The organism is Centipeda sp. (in: firmicutes), from assembly GCF_057271695.1.
In genome coordinates, this window is sequence record NZ_DBHIVL010000057.1 from 1 (window position 1) to 16,054 (window position 16,054).

Below are 16,054 nucleotides of genomic sequence, written 5' to 3' on the forward strand. Positions count from 1 at the left end.
CGGGCAAAAAAGATACGTCAAGATGGCGTGGCTGAATTTATCAGTGCTTCCCTAACTTTGGGGTATCAGGGCAGAATGAAAGCTCTTTTGCGTTCACCCTCCAACACCAATCTCAATCCCACCTTTGAAAACAACAACTACCGCGCCATCCCCTTTAACCACAACGTGATCGAGCAGCCCGCCCCACAACTCCTCGTCAAACTCGACTTGTTCCCCGTTGATACCACATACCACTTGAATCATGCCCTCCAAGGTCTTTCTCTTACTCTCCCTCTCGGCAATTTGCTCGTCCAGCTTCTCCAAACTCCCCTGCTTTTCCACATAGAGTGCGCGAATCTCATTCTCCTGTTTCAGATATGCCGTCTGATTCTGTGCCACCCGCGCATTCTCGCGAATCAGTGTTTCAAGACGTTCTGCCAAAACACTGAGTTCCTGCTCTATTCTATTACGCTCCTCAGTCAGCTCCTCCATCTGGCAAACGCTGTCAATCAGAGAGCTGAGTTCGGCAATCACGTTCTCTTTGACCTCCATCAAGGAGTTCAGTGCCTTGACGAAAATCTGTTTGATTTCCTCCTCCGTCAAATGCCTCGTACCACACGGCTTGCCCTTATGGGCATATTTTTTGTTGCAGCGATAGATGACTCTGCGGTATTTGTCGGTCGAGTGCCAGACCTTCGCACCGTAGTAACCGCCGCAGCAGCCGCATTTGATTTTGTTCGCGAAGATGCTCACTCCGCTGTGCTTGCCGTTCTGCTCTCTACGCTTTATCTCCGCTTGCACAAAGTCGAATAAGTCCGGCGGGATAATCGCCTCGTGATGTTCTTCCACATAGTACTGCGGAATCTCCCCTGTGTTCTTACGTCGCGTCTTATCCAAGAAGTCTGCCGTGTATTGTTTCTGAATCAGCGCATCACCACGATACTTCTCATTCGTGAGGATGGAACGCACTGTGGAGATGTACCACTTGTCCTTTCCCGACGGGGATTTGATGCAACGCTTCTCCAGTTCCTTGGTAATGGCATAGAAGGATCGCCCGCCGAGGAAGAGTTTATAGATGAGCTTCACCACTTTCGCCTGTTCCTCGTTGATTTCGAAGTCCTTGTCATAGCCGAGAAAGGCACTGTAGCCCACACTGGTCTTGCCCTCGGCGAACTGCTTGCGCTTGCCCCATGTGGTGTTCTCCGAGATACTGCGGCTCTCCTCCTGAGCCAAGCTGGACATAATCGTGATAAGGAGTTCTCCGCGCGTATCGAACGTCCAGATGTTCTCCTTCTCGAAGTAAATCTCTACGCCGTTTTCCTTGAGCTTGCGGACGTTCTGCAGAGAATCCACAGTGTTTCTCGCAAAGCGGCTGACCGACTTTGTAATGATAAGATCAATCTTGCCGGCAAGGGCATCCTCAATCATCTGGTTGAAGCCGTCACGTTTCTTTGTGTTGGTTTCACTGATCCCTTCGTCCGAATACATACCGACGAAATCCCAGTCTGCACGACTCTCGATGTAGTTCTTGTAATGCGCCATCTGCATTTCGTAACTGGAAGCCTGTTCTTCATGGTCGGTGGAAACTCTGGCATACCCTGCCGTTCTGCGTCGCCTTGGTTCTGCCGTAACCTCAGAGCGAAAGATTTTAGGACTGGCAGGGATGACCCTCACTGTCTTTGCCATCGGTATGCGCCTCCTTCTTTGAGTTGAAATATGACCTCATCGTCGGATATGACAATCCGCTCGACGTTCTGCACAATCTTGCCCTCGTAGCCATTGCCAAAAAAGGATGCCACAGCTTCCTTCAGTTCTGACTCTGGTAATCTCCTCAGTTGGCACTTTGTGCGCGGCTGACTGCAAGCCCACACCTTAGTCCCCTTCGTCCATGTATCGCGCTCACACTTGCTTCCGCAGGAGGCACAGTACACTTTGTTGGTGAAGGGATTGCTGCCGCGCTGCCCGTTGTAGATGCGGGCAGTCTTTTTTATGCGACCGTTGACGAGATGGAAGTCGATTCGATCACCGTGAATGACGACCTTGGACACCTTGCGTTTGAGTTCTGCAGTATCAAAATCATCCTTCTCCATGACGTCTCTGACCGCAGCCGCAAGCTCCTCTTCCTTGATCGGACGGCTGTCACAGGATTTCCTACCTTTCCGCTCTCTCGTGTTGCAGCCCCATCGCCTGTACTTCCCGGCAGTTCTTCTGCTGAAGCCGCCTCCGCAGCATCCGCATTTCACCATTCCGGAAAACGGCATCAGCACAGGATTCCGATTGGCCGCCCCTTCGGCTCTCCGTTTCCGTATCTCCTGTGCCTTGTCGAAATCTACCTTTGACACCAGAGGCTCGAACACTCCATCCACCATGTAAATGGGAAGTTCGCCTTTATTCCGTTTGCGGATATGACCTTCCGTGATGTAGTTCTTCTGCAGCACCATTGTACCCGTGTAGGAGCAATTTGAGAGGATGTCTTTGACCGTGGTCTGCTCTATTGGTCTCCCCTGCCGTCCTGTGATTCCGCGCCCCGCAAGTGTATTGGCGATGGCGTATGCGGATTCTCCGGCAAGGTATCTACAAAATATCTCCTTGACGATCTCGCCCTCGGAAGGAACGATGCGGAACATCTCGCCGTCCCAAGTGTAGCCATAAGGCGGTTTATGCCCGTTCGGGATCCCCTGTGCGAACCGCCTCCGCACGCCCCATCGGATGTTTTCACCAATGCTTCTGCTCTCTTCCTGCGCAAAAGATGCGAGCAGCGTCAAGAGCAGCTCTCCGTCCTCGGATGTGGAATCAATGTTCTCACGCTCGAATCGGACGGCAATGCCCTGCTCTTTCAATTTCCGAACGGTATTGAGGCAATCCACGGTGTCACGGGCAAAACGGCTGATGCTTTTAACGAGCACCAAATCAATCTTCCCGGCGTTGCAGTCGGCGATCAGGCGCTTGAACTCATCTCGGTGTGTAGTGCTTGTCCCTGTGATTCCTTCGTCTGCGTACACGCCGGCATATTCCCATGCGGGGTTCTTTTGGATGAGTGTACTGTAGTAACTGACCTGCGCCGCAAGGGAGTGGTGAAGCGTATCCACAGAAACACGGGCGTATGCCGCCACACGCAGCTTTTTCTGCAATATAGGGCTTGCTTGAACTCTTCGTATCTTCATGGTGCTCCCTCCTTTCCACTCCCATATTCCCGTACTATCCGCACGATAGCAAGTCAATATCTGAAAATAGAAGCCCGATGACGGGGCGATATTTCTCGCGCATTTTCGCTTCAAACGCAAGATACTCGTCCTCTGACAAAAGCCCGCTCTGCAGCATTTTCCATGAAGCACGCATCACCATCTGATACGTCATTTCCCGTATTCCTTCTTCCTTGCTCATCTCAACATCTCCCTTCATGAAACAGCAGACAAAAACGGCTCTTGTGGTCACCTTTGCGGGCATAAAAATAACCCGACGGTAAGCCGCCGGGCATTGAGGTTAAAGCAGTTATTTATCTTTGAGGCTGTGCATCATATCCTGCAGTTTCTGCGGAACGGGAAGCCCCATCCGCGCTGCGTTCTCGATGATGGAGATTCCTTCATTCGAGATGTAGAAGAAGATCACGGCAGAGCGTAGGACACAGCCGCTCCCGATGATGTGAACATCTAACACATTCGCCACGCCGACAAGGGTGAAGATGCAGACTTTCTTGCAGATGCCCTTGAAGCCGATGGCACTCGACAGCTTCTTCTCTACAATCGCACGGAGAACTCCTGTGATGTAATCCGTTGCCACAAATGCGACAAGTGCATAGAGCAGATCGTCAAAGCTGCCGAGGAACTCCCCGACTACGATGCCAATGCCCGCCGCATAGAGGCGTATTGTCAAAATCTGATCCATATCAGCCCCCCCTGCTTTCTTCCATTTATTGAGATTGCTCATCCTGCGCAGTCGTCGCCTCTGCGCCGAATTCCGCGAGGATCTTCTCGGCAGAGATGAAACCTCGGTATCTAGCCATCTTCCACCAACTCCCTGCATTCCATCACGAGCCATCGCTTCTTCCCGCCAAGCAGATAGGGCGGCGCAATGGGTGTGAGCCGCTTCCCATTCCACTGCACTAGGTCGGTCACGCGCACATCCGCACGGTAACGAATGACGATGCGGTAATCCACCTCCTGCACCTTTTCAGCGTACCCGTCGGAGATTTTCGCGGCAAACGGCAGAACAAGCGCCCATGCCTTTGCAATCTCCTGCACCGACGATGAAAGGATATTCCCCTCATCATCTGTCTCCGTTACGGAACGCAGAATAGTGATTCGATGACGCAGTTCGCTCATGGACACTCTCACCTAAAAGACCTCCTTCCGCACACCAAAGAGCAGTGAGCGCAGTGTCAAGGCAAGCCCTCTGTGATCCGCTTCCTCCCGGTGCTCGTAGAGATAGGAGACGGCATAGAGGATTGCAACGCGCACAATCGCCTGATCTTCGACCTTGGACAGCTTCTTCACGCGCAGTAATGCAGTACAAATCTGTTCTGCCGTTTCTGCAAAATGAATGAGGAGATCGTCCTCCTCATCGCCGTCAATCCGCAGATACTGCTTGACTGCTGTAAGCGGCACAAGCATAAAACCACCTCCCCTCTTGCCGCAAACATACATCAACCCTTCATCTTGAGCATCTGCACGGCTTCCTCAAGAACGAGTTTGCCGTCCACACGCTCCTTCATAACGTACCCGACCATGCCGTTACCCGCAAACAACTCCTTCAGTTCCTGCAGAGAGCGCGTGCCGCGATCCCCGATGTTGTAGTAGGAGTAATCGCCGAACGCGATGACGGTCTTGCCCGCCGCGATGCTCGGCATATATGCCGAGGAATAGACGGGGTAGCCGAGCAGACGGTCGGGTTCACCCATCTGATACGACGGCTGCCAGAAATATGCGCCATTCGCATCCTTGAGCTTTCGGATGCTTGCAAGCGTCTGATCGTTGACGATGAACGACGCATTCTTGCGGTAGGGACGCTTGAGGCTGTAGACGAGCGTCACGAGTTCGTCCGCCTTGAGGTCTGCTGCCGCCGTGGTGACGGATGTCTTTGCCGAGGTGAGAAGTCCCTTCGGCTTGTGCGTCCCATCGCCGTTCAGGAATGCGTCCTCCTCTGCGTTGCCGAGTGCTTTGCCGAACTGCTCGATGAGGTAGTTCTCAAGATTGAAGGCGTTATCGTAGAGCAGCTCCTCCGTCACCTTGACCGCGACGTGGAGTTTGTGTGCGTCGAGAACAATCTGGTCGAAGGTCGCGTCCCCGAAGGTAAGTGCTGCGCCCTCCTCAATCCACGCAGCCGCAGGTTTTGTGGCGGCGATGTTGATCTTGTGCTCGCCGCTCGTTGTGATGACCGTCGCAAGCGGACGCAGGACGTTCTCCTCATTCAGAACGTCAATGAGACGCTGATCGTATTCCTCGGGAACGAGATAACCGCCGTTTGCATCCACACCCTCCTGCAGGACGTTCTCCACCTGACGGAAGTTCGTACGCAGTGCCTTGAGCATCGCCGAGCGGTATGCCTCGCTTGCACGTCCTGTCTTTTCCGCATTGAGAGATGCACCCGGAATGTTGGTGATTGCCGACGTTACAGGCTTTGCGCGCTGCGCGTCAAGAATTGCCTGACGCTCCATGCGCTCGATGTCCTTGCCGAGCGCGAGCACCTCGTTCTCCATCTGCTCGTACGCTTTGGCATCCTCTGCCGTAAGACGACCGTCCTTTTCGTGAGAATCCAGAAACTGCTTTGCCTGTTCCCACATTTCTGCACGCTTCTCGCGCATTGCCATGATCTTATCCATGTTCTTGTCCCTCCGTTAATTCCTTAATGTGAAATAGAAAAGAGCCGTCGTTTGAGCGGCTCTGCATCGACATTGTGTGTCCCCTGCCCGAATTTCGAGAGCAGAGAGTTCGTGACGGCGGCACGGGAGAAAATTAGTCCGTCTGCCGTATCGGTCACAGGACGCTGAACGTCCGCATAGAGAACGGAATCCGCAAATCCAAGCTCCACCGCCTTCTTTGCGTTCATCCACGTCTCGGCATCCATCAGCCGCGAAATCTTCGCACGGGACAGTCCCGTCTTGAGTTCATAGGCGTTAATGATGCTCTCTTTGATTTCGGCAAGGAATGTGATCGTCCGCTCCATCTCATGTGTATCCCCGATGGAGACGGTCATCGGGTTGTGGATCATAATGGTAGCCACGGGTGACATCTCAACGGTCGTTCCTGCCATTGCGACGACGGATGCGGCGGAAGCGGCAATCCCGTCAATCTTGACATTGACGTTCCCCTTATACTCCATGAGCATATTGTAGATCTGTGCCGCCGCATAGCAGTCCCCGCCTGGTGAGTTGATCCAGAGGTCAATATCTCCCTCGGCGGCGTGAAGCTCAGATCGAAACATCTGGGGTGTAATTTCATCCCCCCACCACGTTTCGTCCGAGATTTCACCGTCCAGAAGCAAGATTCGCTTCTCTCCCTCGTTCCGCACCCAGTTCCAAAATTTACGTTTCATCACTTACTCCCTTCTGATTCCCTGCAAACAGCCCTGCGTCCCTCAGTTTTGTCATATTCCCGTTGATGAGGTACAAATCGCCGCCCTCCTCCGCTTCGATGGGATTCATGTCCTCAAGGCTGCGGATGTCATTTGCCGAAAGCCATCCGTTTTGCCGCCCGATGGCATATCCCTCCATGCGGCTCTTGTAGTCCCCGCGCAGAAGACCGTCCACGTTGAAGCGGATGAAGTAGTCCTTCTGCTCCTTATCTGATAGTAACGCTTTCTGCAACGACTGCTCCCATCGCATGACCCACGGGTTCAGTGTGTACTTCACGAACTCTAAGGACTGCTGCTCGATATTCGAGAAGCTGGACTTCTCCAAATCCCCGACCATATGCGGCGGTACACGGTAGAGCCGCGCGATCTCGTCGATCTGGAACTTCCTTGTCTCAAGGAACTGCGCCTCCTCGGGCGGTATGGCAATCTGCTGATACTTTACCCCTTCCTCAAGAACAGCAATCCTGCCCGTGTTCATCGTGCCGCCGTAGACGGCGTGCCAACTCTCACGGAGTTTCGACGGGTCTTTGAGGACACCCGGATGCTCAAGCACGCCGCCCGGACGCGCTCCGTTCTTGAAGAATGCAGCGCCGTATTCTTCCGTTGCAAGTGCAATCCCGATGGCGTTCTTTGCCATAGCGATGGGAGAATAGCCGACCAGACCGTCGAAGCCGAGTCCCGGAATGTGTAGGACATCCTCGCGTCGCAAACGAATCTGCCCCTTATCTTTGAAGTTCGGATTCTCCTCCGTGCTTCTCGTGTAGGTGTAGTAAAGTTCACCCGTGCGGCTGTCGCGGCTGACTTCCATCTTGTCCGGGAGCAGCGGATAGAGTCCGAGAACACGCCCTCTGCCATCCCGCAAAATTTGTGCATAGGCATTTCCCCACAAAAGAAGGTGACTCATCAATGTTTCGCGAAATATAAAGGAGGTCATCTCGGGATTCGGCGCATCGTGGAGCAGGAAGTACAGCGGATGCTCCGGTACACGCTCTTTGCCCTGACCTTGATAGGCGTAGACGCGAAGCGGCAGCCCTGCGATGGATTCGGCTAAGATGCGGACACAGGCGTAGACCGCCGTTGTCTGCATTGCCGTCCGTTCGTTGACTGCCTTGCCCGCTGCCGTCTGCCCGAACAAAAAGGACAAGCCGCCAAGATGATTCATGGGCTTGTCCCGCGAACGGAAAAGTTTTGAGAAGATGTTCATGGTATCAGCAACCTTTCGATTAGGGTTAGGGAGAGTAAAATGGCACGTGGAAAAAATATCAACGTATTTCTTATGGACGATACACCAATCGGACGCATAAAATGCACCTTATCCAACTGGACTGGCACAGTCTATAAAATTCCAAGAACATCTCTTGAAAAATGTAAAGACCGTGACGATCTAAAACAGAGCGGCGTATATTTTCTCTTTGGCACATCCGATGAAACAGAAAAGCCCCTCGCCTATATAGGCCAAGCCGGTAATCGGAAAAACGGGAAAGGTATTCTCCATCGATTGCTTGAGCACAAGAAAGATGATTATTGGAACGAGGCTGTTGTCTTCACTACTTCAAACAACTCTTTCGGACCTACTGAAATAAGTTTTCTTGAGAATAAGTTTTGTAACCTTGCAATAGATGCGCAGCGATACGAGATAAAAAACGGAAATGAACCAACCCAGGGAAATATAACCGAGGAAAAAGAAAGCGAACTGAAAGAGTTTACTGAAAAAGCCCGTATAATCATGGGTGTATTAGGACACAAAATTTTCGAGCCACTATCAACAACAGTATCAGAAGAACAAATATCAAACTTTATAGAGAAAAGAACAAATGTGATTTTTTATCTATCAAGAAAAATACGGAAACTTGGCAGAACCATCGAAGCAAAAGGCAAGCATACGGCAGAGGGATTTGTTGTTTTACAAGGAAGCAAGGTCTCCCCAATGGAGGATTCAACAATATCTGCTGGAATAAGTAAGCGCAGAAGAAAATCCCATATATCCGACGGTATTCTCTTAGAAGATATGCTTTTCTCTAGCCCATCTGCCGCTGCAAGATTTCTTGTAGGGCAATCTACAAACGGTTTGATAGCATGGAAAACAGAAAACGGAACAACACTCAAAGAATACGAAAATTTAATGTTGGAATGAACGTTACTATCTTCGCGGCTCGAATCGCATATAAACTAACATTGCTTGTTATTCATATGCAGAGTAAATCATTTATTCCACCTGCCCTCCTTTTTCTACCCTCTCACAGCAACAAAATTCCTCGCTCGTCATAAACAGATGCTGAGGTATCATTCCCACAGCGGATCGCACGGTCGAGTGCCATGATGAGCGCAATCACACCATCAATCTTCTCGGTGGATTTCTCCTTGTCTACCTTGATGTTGCCCGCAGGGTCGGTGCGAATGAAGATATTGTCTGCCATCCAGCGCATGACGGGATGCCCGCCGTGCACTATTTTCTTTTCCAGCGTCAGCTTCATCAGCTCCTTGGTCGGCGGACTCATATCCTTGAAGCCCTGCCCGAATGGAACAACGGTGAATCCCATTCCTTCGAGGTTCTGCACCATCTGCACCGCGCCCCATCGGTCAAAAGCAATCTCACGAATGTTGTACTTCTCGCCCAGTTTCTCAATGAACGCCTCGATAAATCCGTAATGAACCACATTTCCCTCGGTCGTTTGCAGGTAGCCCTGCTTCTGCCATACGTCATACGGCACATGGTCGCGGCGCACGCGAAGGTCAATGTTCTCCTCGGGAATCCAGAAGTACGGAAGCACGGCAAACGGCTCATCCTCCTCTGTCGGTGGAAACACCAGAACAAATGCCGTAATGTCCATCGTGGAGGAAAGGTCTAGTCCGCCGTAGCAGACGCGCCCCTCCAATGACTCGGCATCCACAGGCATGGAGCACGCATCCCACTTATCCATCGGCATCCACCGCACGGACTGTTTCACCCATTGATTCAGACGCAACTGACGGAAACTGTTCTCCTCGGCGGGATTCTGCCGTGCAGAGTCACACGCCGCCTGTACCTTGTCAATGCCGACCGTAATCCCGAGGGACGGATTCGACCGCTTCCATACCTCGGGATCTGTCCAGTCCTCATCTTCCTTTGCTCCGTAGATCACGGGGTAGAAGGTAGAGTCGATCTTTCGCCCTTCGAGAATATCCTTCGCTTTCTGGTGCGTCTCGTAGCAGATGGACTGCGTATCCGTCCCCGCTGTCGTAATGAGGAAGTAGAGCGGCTGCATACGCGCATCGCCGGAGCCTTTCGTCATAACGTCAAAGAGCTTGCGGTTCGGCTGTGTGTGAAGTTCGTCGAATACAACACCGTGAATGTTGAAGCCGTGCTTTGAATATGCCTCTGCCGAAAGCACCTGATAGAAGCTATTCGTCGGCAGATACACCATGCGCTTCTGAGAGGCGAGAATCTTCACCCGCTTGCCGAGTGCGGGACACATACGCACCATGTCGGCAGCGACCTCGAACACGATGCTCGCCTGTTGACGGTCGGCAGCACACCCATACACCTCGGCACGTTCCTCACCGTCTCCACAGCAAAGGAGCAGTGCGACAGCGACCGCAAGTTCGCTCTTCCCGTTCTTCTTCCCTATCTCGATATACGCTGTGTTGAACTGCCGATAGCCGTTCGGCTTCAAAATTCCGAAAATATCTCGGATGATGCGTTCCTGCCAGTCGATGAGTTCGAATGGCTTTCCTGCCCACGTCCCCTTCGTATGGCACAGGCACTCGATAAAGCCCACAGCATAATCCGCAGCTGCTTTGTCATAGTGTGCGTTCTCTGCCCTGAACTTTGTCGGCTTGTAGTCCGTCAGTTTCCGCAAGCAATCACCCCATCAAAAAAGAGCCGCCGTCAGCGACTCAAAATATCTGTAACGAGAAGCAGCCCCGAAGGGCTGTTTTGTTGTTTGGTGCGGCTTAGATGCGCTTCATGCACCAAGCCATCGCGTGCCCGCCGTCCTCGAAAAGCTCCGCGCAGGCTTCGACGAGGTTCAGGCGGCATTCGATGTCCGCGAAGCCTGTCTCCTCCAGCGTTTCGACCATCTCGTAGACGGCTGCGTGAAAGCCCCAACACTCCATCCCGACCACAAGGATCTGCTGGCCGTAGCGCAGGATTGCGCCGCTCGTCCCGAACCGCATCTCATCGAGGTGCTCCATCGTGGTGGTCTTCGGCCATCTTGCTTCTGCGCTTTTCATTTTGTGTTCCTCGCTTTCTGTGTAGGTTGTTCCCTTTGTCATGTACATATATGCCTCTAAACGCAGGATATAGCAAGTCATATTTCGGATAAACTACACTTATTTTTCGAGAGAAACACAGCCCCGAAAGGCTGTGCAAGAAGCCGTAAAACTTACTCTTCGCCCGTGAGGATAAAGCGTACATACGCCGCACGATCCTCCTCGATGAAGCAGATGAGTTCGTAGAATTCCATCTTAAATGCCATGCGCTGCACGGAGGGAATGTCGAACATATTCACCCGCCCTGAGTCGCGGATGTCCATGATCTGCGTGAAAATCGTCTCGTTCATGACCTGCCGCCTTTCTCTGCGATGCGGAAGGAGTCCACACCGGGGATCAGACTCAGTGACGAGCCTGTCTCCCATCGGACGAGAAGCTGTCCCGCATCGTCAACGCGCAGAATCTCGCCCATCGTTCCTGTCGGTGGGGCTTGGGGATCGTCCATCGCGAGAAGTTCCACCTTCGTCCCGCGTGGGTACCGCTCTCGAAGCACGGCGATCTGTTCCTTACTCGGAAACCGCATGATCCTCAGCCCCCTTCCGATGTCCGCTCTTGAACGCGCTGCTGCCCGTAAGGTTCTGCAGGAGAATCTTACGCGACTCTTTGTAGGCGTTTCCGATCATGCCAAGGCGCAGGAGAAAGCAGCGGAATGCGTATTTCTCGTTGTCCACAATCTTCTCCTTCGCCGTGGCGCGCTTTTGCGTCCGCGCCATCAGGCAGAGTTTACTGATGAACTCGGCATATGCCTTTGCCGTCTCATCGGTGATCGTGCCGTGCAGCCATGCAAAGGTGATGCGGTCGCCCTCTAGCGTGTAGGTCGCTTCTCGGATGTCAAAGGCATGGCAAATCAGCCGCCCCTTGCTCAGAAGGAGTGCATCCAGATTCTGCAGTGCCGTCTCGGTGAAAAGGCTGCGCGGGAGACTGATGGAAAGGGTATCTTCGGAGGAGTCAGCTTCTGCATCTGCCGTTTCCGTCGGGGTGGAATCGTTCTGCGCCGTGTCCTCGCAAGGAGTCTCGCTCGTCGCGGATTCCGTTGTGCTCGGCTCCTTCGCCCCTGTGGCCGCGCAGGAAGCCTCGTTCTCCCCGTCCTCGGCCGTGAAGCCCGCTTCGCGCAGTGCCGTGCGCACACGCGCAACGGTCGCTTCATCGGTGGCATCGTCGAAGCAAAGACCGCCGTCCTTCGTGATCTCGAATGCGCCGACCTTGTAGGAAAAGCTCGGTGCGCCGCAGTAGACGGGATTTTCGCCGACTGCCTTGCTGATGATCCCGACCATCGCCTTACGCTCTTCCTTTTGGATGTTGTAATTGACCTTCATGGTGTTTTCCTCCTTTATGAACTTTGGTCATTACATACATGCCTCTGGTCGGAGTAATTAGCAAGCGGATTCTGTTGTATACACCGAATGCCCGAAATGTGCAATTCCTGTAAGGACGTAGAACACACAAGGAAGTGCGACACCGTTCCCCCACATCTTATACTCTGCTGCATCCGAGTGCGGATTCTTCAGCCATCTGCGAATCTGCGTATCGGTCTTGGGCTTCTTGCCGCCTGTGATTTTTCGGTGCGTCTCAAAGACCGCGCGCCAGAACACCATTTCTTCCTCCGTGGGATTATCCGTTTCAAGCCCCGCGCACCATCCATCGGGAAAGCCCTGCAAACGTCCGCACTCGGTTGGTGTCAATCTGCGCACGGCATAGACGGGCTGATTGACAATCATCGGGTCTTTATAATCCCGTGCCATCAGCGTCGGGCATTTCTCCTTTGCAAAATGAGAGTGGCAGCCTGTGGTCATGGCATAGACCGCATGACGGTCGGCAGTGTTGAGCGTAAAACTCACATTCTCTGCGATACCGCTTCCCTGCGGGCCGTTCTTTTCGGAGCGCCCGATCATCGATCCTTGGATGGAGACGACCGCAACGCCACCCTGACAGCACGAGGGATTTCCACCATTCTTATCTACTGTCCGCGCCGTCTCCGTCTCATAGATGCCTGAGTGCGGATTGTCGGATTTCATGGCATTGGACTGGAACGAGGAGATGCCGTATGCCTGTACGTCCTTCAATACAAGCGGCTGATTATTCCCGCCCGTGCCGTAATGACGAGAGACCGTCGGCGCAACAGGAAGGGGACCACTATACCGTGCGTCTGCTCCATGTGACTCGAATACGGCGGGAACGGTTTCCGCCCGAAGCGTCGGAGACTTCTCCTCCGCATAGCCGATGCTGCGGCTCTGTGCGGAATGTTCGGTACAGAAACCTGCGCTTACCCGCCCGCCTGACGCATGAGTGCCATCCGCAAGCTCTCTGGCAGTGCCTTGCCACGCAGCGAAGCACGGCGCAAGATCCCCACGCACACTTTCGGTGTCAAATAGTATTTGTCCGGCACTTGATCCTCCAAAATCTGCGACAAGGTAGATTCTGCGCCGACGCTGTGGAACTCCCCAGCCCTGTGCGTCCATGAGCCGGTAAGCAACGCTCCATCCGTCTCCCATGAGAATATCGGCGTATGCCCATCCACCTTTTTCAGGCAAAGGCACCTCGGGTGCTTTCGGTTCTTTGATGCGGACAATCTCCGTAAGGACGGATTGGAAGTCCCGCCCCCCGGAACTCGAGAATGCTCCCGCGACGTTTTCCCACACGATGAATCTCGGATATTTCCCATCCGTCCCCCTCCTCATTTCCCGAACGATACGAATTGCCTCGAAGAACAGTACGGATTCCGCACCGTAAAGCCCGTCCCTGCGTCCTGCAATACTGAGATTCGTGCAGGGAGAACCGAATGTGATGATGTCCACAGGCTCGATCTTATCCCCGTGAATCCGATGGATGTCTCCAAGATGTTTGACGGAGGGAAGCCGCTTCGTAGTGACGCGAATCGGGAACGGCTCAACTTCCGATGCCCATATCGGTGTAATCCCCGCGAGGACTGCCCCAAGTGTAAAGCCCCCGCTTCCGTCAAACAAACTGCCGAGCGTCATCATTTTACAGAATGAGGCGCGGTCATACGCTCAAGCATCTTGCCCGTCATCCAGATCGCTCCCTCGATGACGAACGGCAGGAAGATGCGGTCACGGAATCTGCACCAGCCCGTCTCCTTCTCCGCACTCTCACGAAGCACCGCCGTATATGCCGCCGATACTTCACGGGCGGCGGGAAGCCCCTTTTCATGCAGCCAGAGGACGGTTGCCTCTTTTGCCTCCGTCTGCACAAAGTCCCCGATATGATTCTTCATCTCGTTTTGAATGTGTTCCAGTTTCATAACTTTTCCTCGCTTTCATAATCCGTTACCCCACGCGCAATGGCGCGGGCAAATTCATCCTGCTGACTGCGGAGCAAATGCGCGTCGCCCGCATGGTCGATAAACGCAAGCTCCACGAGCACGGCGACTGCATCGGTGTTGCTCAGAACATACAGTCCGTTGACACCGGGCTTTGCTCCCTTCACGCCGCGATCCACCGTTCTGAGCGCATCCACAATCTGATTCTGGATACACTGTGCCAGTGTCTCCCCTGCGCTACTTCCGTAGAAGTGCCAGACCTCCATTCCGTTTGCCATGCCGTTACAGGCGTTGCAGTGGATGGAGATGAACACGTCGGCATCCGTACAGTTGGAAACCGATACGACTTCATGGAGGCTGTCGGACTGCAAGTTGCCGACCACCTCGACACCTGCGGCAACGAGATAGCCCGCAACAAGGTCAGCGACGTTCTTTGCCACATCACATTCCCGCAGTCCATATCCGCACGCTCCTGGGTCTGGATTCCCGTCCGGGGCATGACCTGCGTTTAGAAAAACTTTCATTGTGCTGCCTCCTTCGGCATTACGCCGCATTCTTCACAAAATCAATAAACGATTCGCAGATTGATAAATCCACGAACCGTTTACATCGGTTGATGACATCTTCTTCTATCCACGGAGGAATTTCTTCCACCTCGTCATACCGTCCGTAATCCCCGAACATACAAGCCATTCCCACATTCCGCGCCTGAACAGCTTCTTCAAATGTTTGATAATAACCAAGGTGTATATCATGCTGACAAATCTTGATTCTCGCACGATATTTCCCACGAGGTTTGTAGAAGCTGACACCCGTCACCCCAGACGTGTTGTTCCTTTGCTGTGGTTGATTGCATTGATTCTGTTGATGCGTACAAATTCTGAGGTTGCACAGGCGATTGTCCAACGTGTCCAGATTGATATGATCAACTTCGTAACCCTTGGGGACATCCACCAGATGACGATGTAGCTGTTTTCTGTGTCTATCCATCACATAAAGGATTTTCCCCGTCAAATCACGGTAATTACGATAAAAGCTGATGCCGGCGATCTTATCCAAAGATGCAGTATCTACCATAAAAACGATACCGTCAGGAAGATGCCCATAGGCAACGCTCCCGTCCTCAGAAAACGTATATTTCACATTGCACACGTTCCCTCATCCTCCTTTCTTCCGCCCCTTTTGAACGTCGTTTATCGCACTATCCTTCATACCGAGATCCTCTGCTGTGGGGATATATACCTCGGAGCAGGGCAGCGTTTTCCCGTCACGGATGATATGCACGTCCTCTGTATTTCCACGATATGCCACAAAACGGCGCACAATCGCCGAAGCGTAAACAGGATCAAGTTCCATCAGATATGCCGTGCGATCCATCTGCTCTGCTGCCATCAATGTCGATCCGCTGCCCCCGAACAAATCCAAGACGATGCTGTTGACCAACGAGGAGTTTTTCATGGGGTATGCAATGAGCGGGAGCGGTTTCGTTGTCGGGTGCAGTTTCGACTTGCTTGGTCGGTCAAATTCCCAAACAGTGGTCTGCTTTCTGTCTCCGTAGAATTTGTGCTTTACAGTGTCCTTGAATGCATAGATGACTGGCTCATGGCGCATTTGATAATCAAAGCGTCCCAGAACAAGGGACTGCTTTACCCAAATACAGGTTGTTGAGTAGTGAAATCCGGCAGCAACAACGGCATTGTAGAAGTTGACCTTTTCCGCATCCGAGTGAAAGATGTAAATGGCAGCTCCGTCCGCAAGATTCTCATAGGCATTTTTGAATGCAGAAAGCAGGAACTGATAGAACTCCTCGCCCTTTAGGTTGTCGTTCATGATTTTCATGCCTGTGCCGCCTGTGTAGTTACACGAATACGGCGGGTCGGTAATGCACACATTCGCTTTTTTGCTATCCATGAGAAGTTTTACATCCTCTGGTTTTGTAGAGTCGGCACAAAGGAGACGATGCTTGCCCAAAAGCCA

20 protein-coding genes are annotated in these 16,054 nt (G+C 52.8%); 1 reads left to right on the plus strand and 19 read right to left on the minus strand.

Annotated features, from left to right (window positions below):
• Positions 1 to 93: 93 nt before the first annotated feature.
• From ACO6BQ_RS09065 to ACO6BQ_RS09105, 9 genes are all read right to left on the minus strand, one after another.
• Positions 94 to 1,665, minus strand: coding sequence for a recombinase family protein (locus ACO6BQ_RS09065; RefSeq protein ID WP_489120543.1), 1,572 nt, complete (start codon positions 1,663 to 1,665; stop codon positions 94 to 96).
• A complete protein-coding gene (locus ACO6BQ_RS09070) occupies positions 1,650 to 3,143 on the minus strand; it encodes a recombinase family protein (protein ID WP_489120544.1) in 1,494 nt (497 codons plus the stop codon). Before ACO6BQ_RS09070 ends, ACO6BQ_RS09065 begins: the two co-directional genes overlap by 16 nt.
• 34 nt (positions 3,144 to 3,177) lie before the next feature.
• On the minus strand, positions 3,178 to 3,363 hold the full coding sequence (locus tag ACO6BQ_RS09075) for an SHOCT domain-containing protein (protein ID WP_026762616.1): 186 nt from the start codon (positions 3,361 to 3,363) through the stop codon (positions 3,178 to 3,180).
• 108 nt (positions 3,364 to 3,471) lie between these two features.
• Positions 3,472 to 3,864, minus strand: coding sequence for a phage holin family protein (locus tag ACO6BQ_RS09080; protein ID WP_037350271.1), 393 nt, complete (start codon positions 3,862 to 3,864; stop codon positions 3,472 to 3,474).
• Positions 3,865 to 3,974: 110 nt separating this feature from the next.
• Complete coding sequence (locus tag ACO6BQ_RS09085) at positions 3,975 to 4,301, minus strand: phage head closure protein (protein WP_489120563.1); 327 nt, start codon at positions 4,299 to 4,301, stop codon at positions 3,975 to 3,977.
• 12 nt (positions 4,302 to 4,313) lie between these two features.
• A complete protein-coding gene (locus tag ACO6BQ_RS09090; protein ID WP_489120545.1) occupies positions 4,314 to 4,589 on the minus strand; it encodes a head-tail connector protein in 276 nt (91 codons plus the stop codon).
• 32 nt (positions 4,590 to 4,621) lie between these two features.
• The gene (locus ACO6BQ_RS09095; protein WP_489120546.1) at positions 4,622 to 5,797 is read right to left on the minus strand and encodes a phage major capsid protein; all 1,176 of its coding nucleotides are present in this window, start codon (positions 5,795 to 5,797) and stop codon (positions 4,622 to 4,624) included.
• 23 nt (positions 5,798 to 5,820) lie between these two features.
• The gene (locus ACO6BQ_RS09100; RefSeq protein ID WP_489120547.1) at positions 5,821 to 6,510 is read right to left on the minus strand and encodes a head maturation protease, ClpP-related; all 690 of its coding nucleotides are present in this window, start codon (positions 6,508 to 6,510) and stop codon (positions 5,821 to 5,823) included.
• On the minus strand, positions 6,500 to 7,753 hold the full coding sequence (locus tag ACO6BQ_RS09105) for a phage portal protein (RefSeq protein ID WP_489120549.1): 1,254 nt from the start codon (positions 7,751 to 7,753) through the stop codon (positions 6,500 to 6,502). The genes ACO6BQ_RS09100 and ACO6BQ_RS09105 overlap by 11 nt, the downstream gene beginning before the upstream one ends.
• A 39-nt stretch (positions 7,754 to 7,792) precedes the next feature.
• On the opposite strand from ACO6BQ_RS09105, the gene ACO6BQ_RS09110 reads away from it, so the two are divergent.
• Positions 7,793 to 8,683: a GIY-YIG nuclease family protein gene (locus ACO6BQ_RS09110; RefSeq protein ID WP_489120550.1), complete on the plus strand. Its 891-nt coding sequence runs from the start codon at positions 7,793 to 7,795 to the stop codon at positions 8,681 to 8,683.
• Positions 8,684 to 8,786: 103 nt separating this feature from the next.
• Here the strand turns inward: ACO6BQ_RS09110 and ACO6BQ_RS09115 are convergent, their stop codons facing one another.
• The 10 genes from ACO6BQ_RS09115 to ACO6BQ_RS09160 all read right to left on the minus strand — a co-directional run bounded on the left by ACO6BQ_RS09115 (position 8,787) and on the right by ACO6BQ_RS09160 (position 15,988).
• Positions 8,787 to 10,388: a terminase large subunit gene (locus ACO6BQ_RS09115; protein WP_489120551.1), complete on the minus strand. Its 1,602-nt coding sequence runs from the start codon at positions 10,386 to 10,388 to the stop codon at positions 8,787 to 8,789.
• Positions 10,389 to 10,482: 94 nt separating this feature from the next.
• A complete protein-coding gene (locus ACO6BQ_RS09120) occupies positions 10,483 to 10,761 on the minus strand; it encodes an Nmad4 family putative nucleotide modification protein (protein ID WP_489120552.1) in 279 nt (92 codons plus the stop codon).
• Between the two features lie 152 nt (positions 10,762 to 10,913).
• A complete protein-coding gene (locus tag ACO6BQ_RS09125; protein ID WP_489120553.1) occupies positions 10,914 to 11,090 on the minus strand; it encodes a DUF5049 domain-containing protein in 177 nt (58 codons plus the stop codon).
• A complete protein-coding gene (locus tag ACO6BQ_RS09130) occupies positions 11,087 to 11,323 on the minus strand; it encodes a DUF4314 domain-containing protein (RefSeq protein WP_489120555.1) in 237 nt (78 codons plus the stop codon). Before ACO6BQ_RS09130 ends, ACO6BQ_RS09125 begins: the two co-directional genes overlap by 4 nt.
• Positions 11,307 to 12,116 carry a virulence protein gene (locus ACO6BQ_RS09135; protein WP_489120556.1) on the minus strand — a complete coding sequence of 270 codons (810 nt, stop codon included), beginning with the start codon at positions 12,114 to 12,116 and terminating at the stop codon, positions 11,307 to 11,309. Before ACO6BQ_RS09135 ends, ACO6BQ_RS09130 begins: the two co-directional genes overlap by 17 nt.
• Positions 12,117 to 12,173: 57 nt before the next feature.
• Positions 12,174 to 13,781, minus strand: coding sequence for a DNA cytosine methyltransferase (locus ACO6BQ_RS09140; RefSeq protein WP_489120557.1), 1,608 nt, complete (start codon positions 13,779 to 13,781; stop codon positions 12,174 to 12,176).
• The gene (locus ACO6BQ_RS09145) at positions 13,778 to 14,059 is read right to left on the minus strand and encodes a prevent-host-death protein (protein WP_489120558.1); all 282 of its coding nucleotides are present in this window, start codon (positions 14,057 to 14,059) and stop codon (positions 13,778 to 13,780) included. Before ACO6BQ_RS09145 ends, ACO6BQ_RS09140 begins: the two co-directional genes overlap by 4 nt.
• Positions 14,056 to 14,601, minus strand: a complete 546-nt coding sequence (locus ACO6BQ_RS09150) for an N-acetylmuramoyl-L-alanine amidase family protein (RefSeq protein WP_489120559.1) — start codon at positions 14,599 to 14,601, stop codon at positions 14,056 to 14,058. The genes ACO6BQ_RS09145 and ACO6BQ_RS09150 overlap by 4 nt, the downstream gene beginning before the upstream one ends.
• 19 nt (positions 14,602 to 14,620) lie before the next feature.
• Positions 14,621 to 15,220, minus strand: a complete 600-nt coding sequence (locus ACO6BQ_RS09155; RefSeq protein WP_489120560.1) for an HNH endonuclease — start codon at positions 15,218 to 15,220, stop codon at positions 14,621 to 14,623.
• A gap of 15 nt (positions 15,221 to 15,235) precedes the next feature.
• Positions 15,236 to 15,988, minus strand: a complete 753-nt coding sequence (locus ACO6BQ_RS09160; protein WP_489120561.1) for a DNA-methyltransferase — start codon at positions 15,986 to 15,988, stop codon at positions 15,236 to 15,238.
• Between the last annotated feature and the right edge of the window lie 66 nt (positions 15,989 to 16,054).

Excerpts from the sequence above, each read along its gene's own strand:
- ACO6BQ_RS09065 (WP_489120543.1), bottom strand. The coding sequence starts at position 1,665 with ATGGCAAAGACAGTGAGGGTCATCCCTGCCAGTCCTAAAATCTTTCGC.
- ACO6BQ_RS09070 (WP_489120544.1), bottom strand. The coding sequence starts at position 3,143 with ATGAAGATACGAAGAGTTCAAGCAAGCCCTATATTGCAGAAAAAGCTG.
- ACO6BQ_RS09075 (WP_026762616.1), bottom strand. The coding sequence starts at position 3,363 with ATGAGCAAGGAAGAAGGAATACGGGAAATGACGTATCAGATGGTGATG.
- ACO6BQ_RS09080 (WP_037350271.1), bottom strand. The coding sequence starts at position 3,864 with ATGGATCAGATTTTGACAATACGCCTCTATGCGGCGGGCATTGGCATC.
- ACO6BQ_RS09085 (WP_489120563.1), bottom strand. The coding sequence starts at position 4,301 with ATGAGCGAACTGCGTCATCGAATCACTATTCTGCGTTCCGTAACGGAG.
- ACO6BQ_RS09090 (WP_489120545.1), bottom strand. The coding sequence starts at position 4,589 with ATGCTTGTGCCGCTTACAGCAGTCAAGCAGTATCTGCGGATTGACGGC.
- ACO6BQ_RS09095 (WP_489120546.1), bottom strand. The coding sequence starts at position 5,797 with ATGGATAAGATCATGGCAATGCGCGAGAAGCGTGCAGAAATGTGGGAA.
- ACO6BQ_RS09100 (WP_489120547.1), bottom strand. The coding sequence starts at position 6,510 with ATGAAACGTAAATTTTGGAACTGGGTGCGGAACGAGGGAGAGAAGCGA.
- ACO6BQ_RS09105 (WP_489120549.1), bottom strand. The coding sequence starts at position 7,753 with ATGAACATCTTCTCAAAACTTTTCCGTTCGCGGGACAAGCCCATGAAT.
- ACO6BQ_RS09110 (WP_489120550.1), top strand. The coding sequence starts at position 7,793 with ATGGCACGTGGAAAAAATATCAACGTATTTCTTATGGACGATACACCA.
- ACO6BQ_RS09120 (WP_489120552.1), bottom strand. The coding sequence starts at position 10,761 with ATGAAAAGCGCAGAAGCAAGATGGCCGAAGACCACCACGATGGAGCAC.
- ACO6BQ_RS09125 (WP_489120553.1), bottom strand. The coding sequence starts at position 11,090 with ATGAACGAGACGATTTTCACGCAGATCATGGACATCCGCGACTCAGGG.
- ACO6BQ_RS09130 (WP_489120555.1), bottom strand. The coding sequence starts at position 11,323 with ATGCGGTTTCCGAGTAAGGAACAGATCGCCGTGCTTCGAGAGCGGTAC.
- ACO6BQ_RS09135 (WP_489120556.1), bottom strand. The coding sequence starts at position 12,116 with ATGAAGGTCAATTACAACATCCAAAAGGAAGAGCGTAAGGCGATGGTC.
- ACO6BQ_RS09140 (WP_489120557.1), bottom strand. The coding sequence starts at position 13,781 with ATGATGACGCTCGGCAGTTTGTTTGACGGAAGCGGGGGCTTTACACTT.
- ACO6BQ_RS09145 (WP_489120558.1), bottom strand. The coding sequence starts at position 14,059 with ATGAAACTGGAACACATTCAAAACGAGATGAAGAATCATATCGGGGAC.
- ACO6BQ_RS09150 (WP_489120559.1), bottom strand. The coding sequence starts at position 14,601 with ATGAAAGTTTTTCTAAACGCAGGTCATGCCCCGGACGGGAATCCAGAC.
- ACO6BQ_RS09160 (WP_489120561.1), bottom strand. The coding sequence starts at position 15,988 with ATGGATAGCAAAAAAGCGAATGTGTGCATTACCGACCCGCCGTATTCG.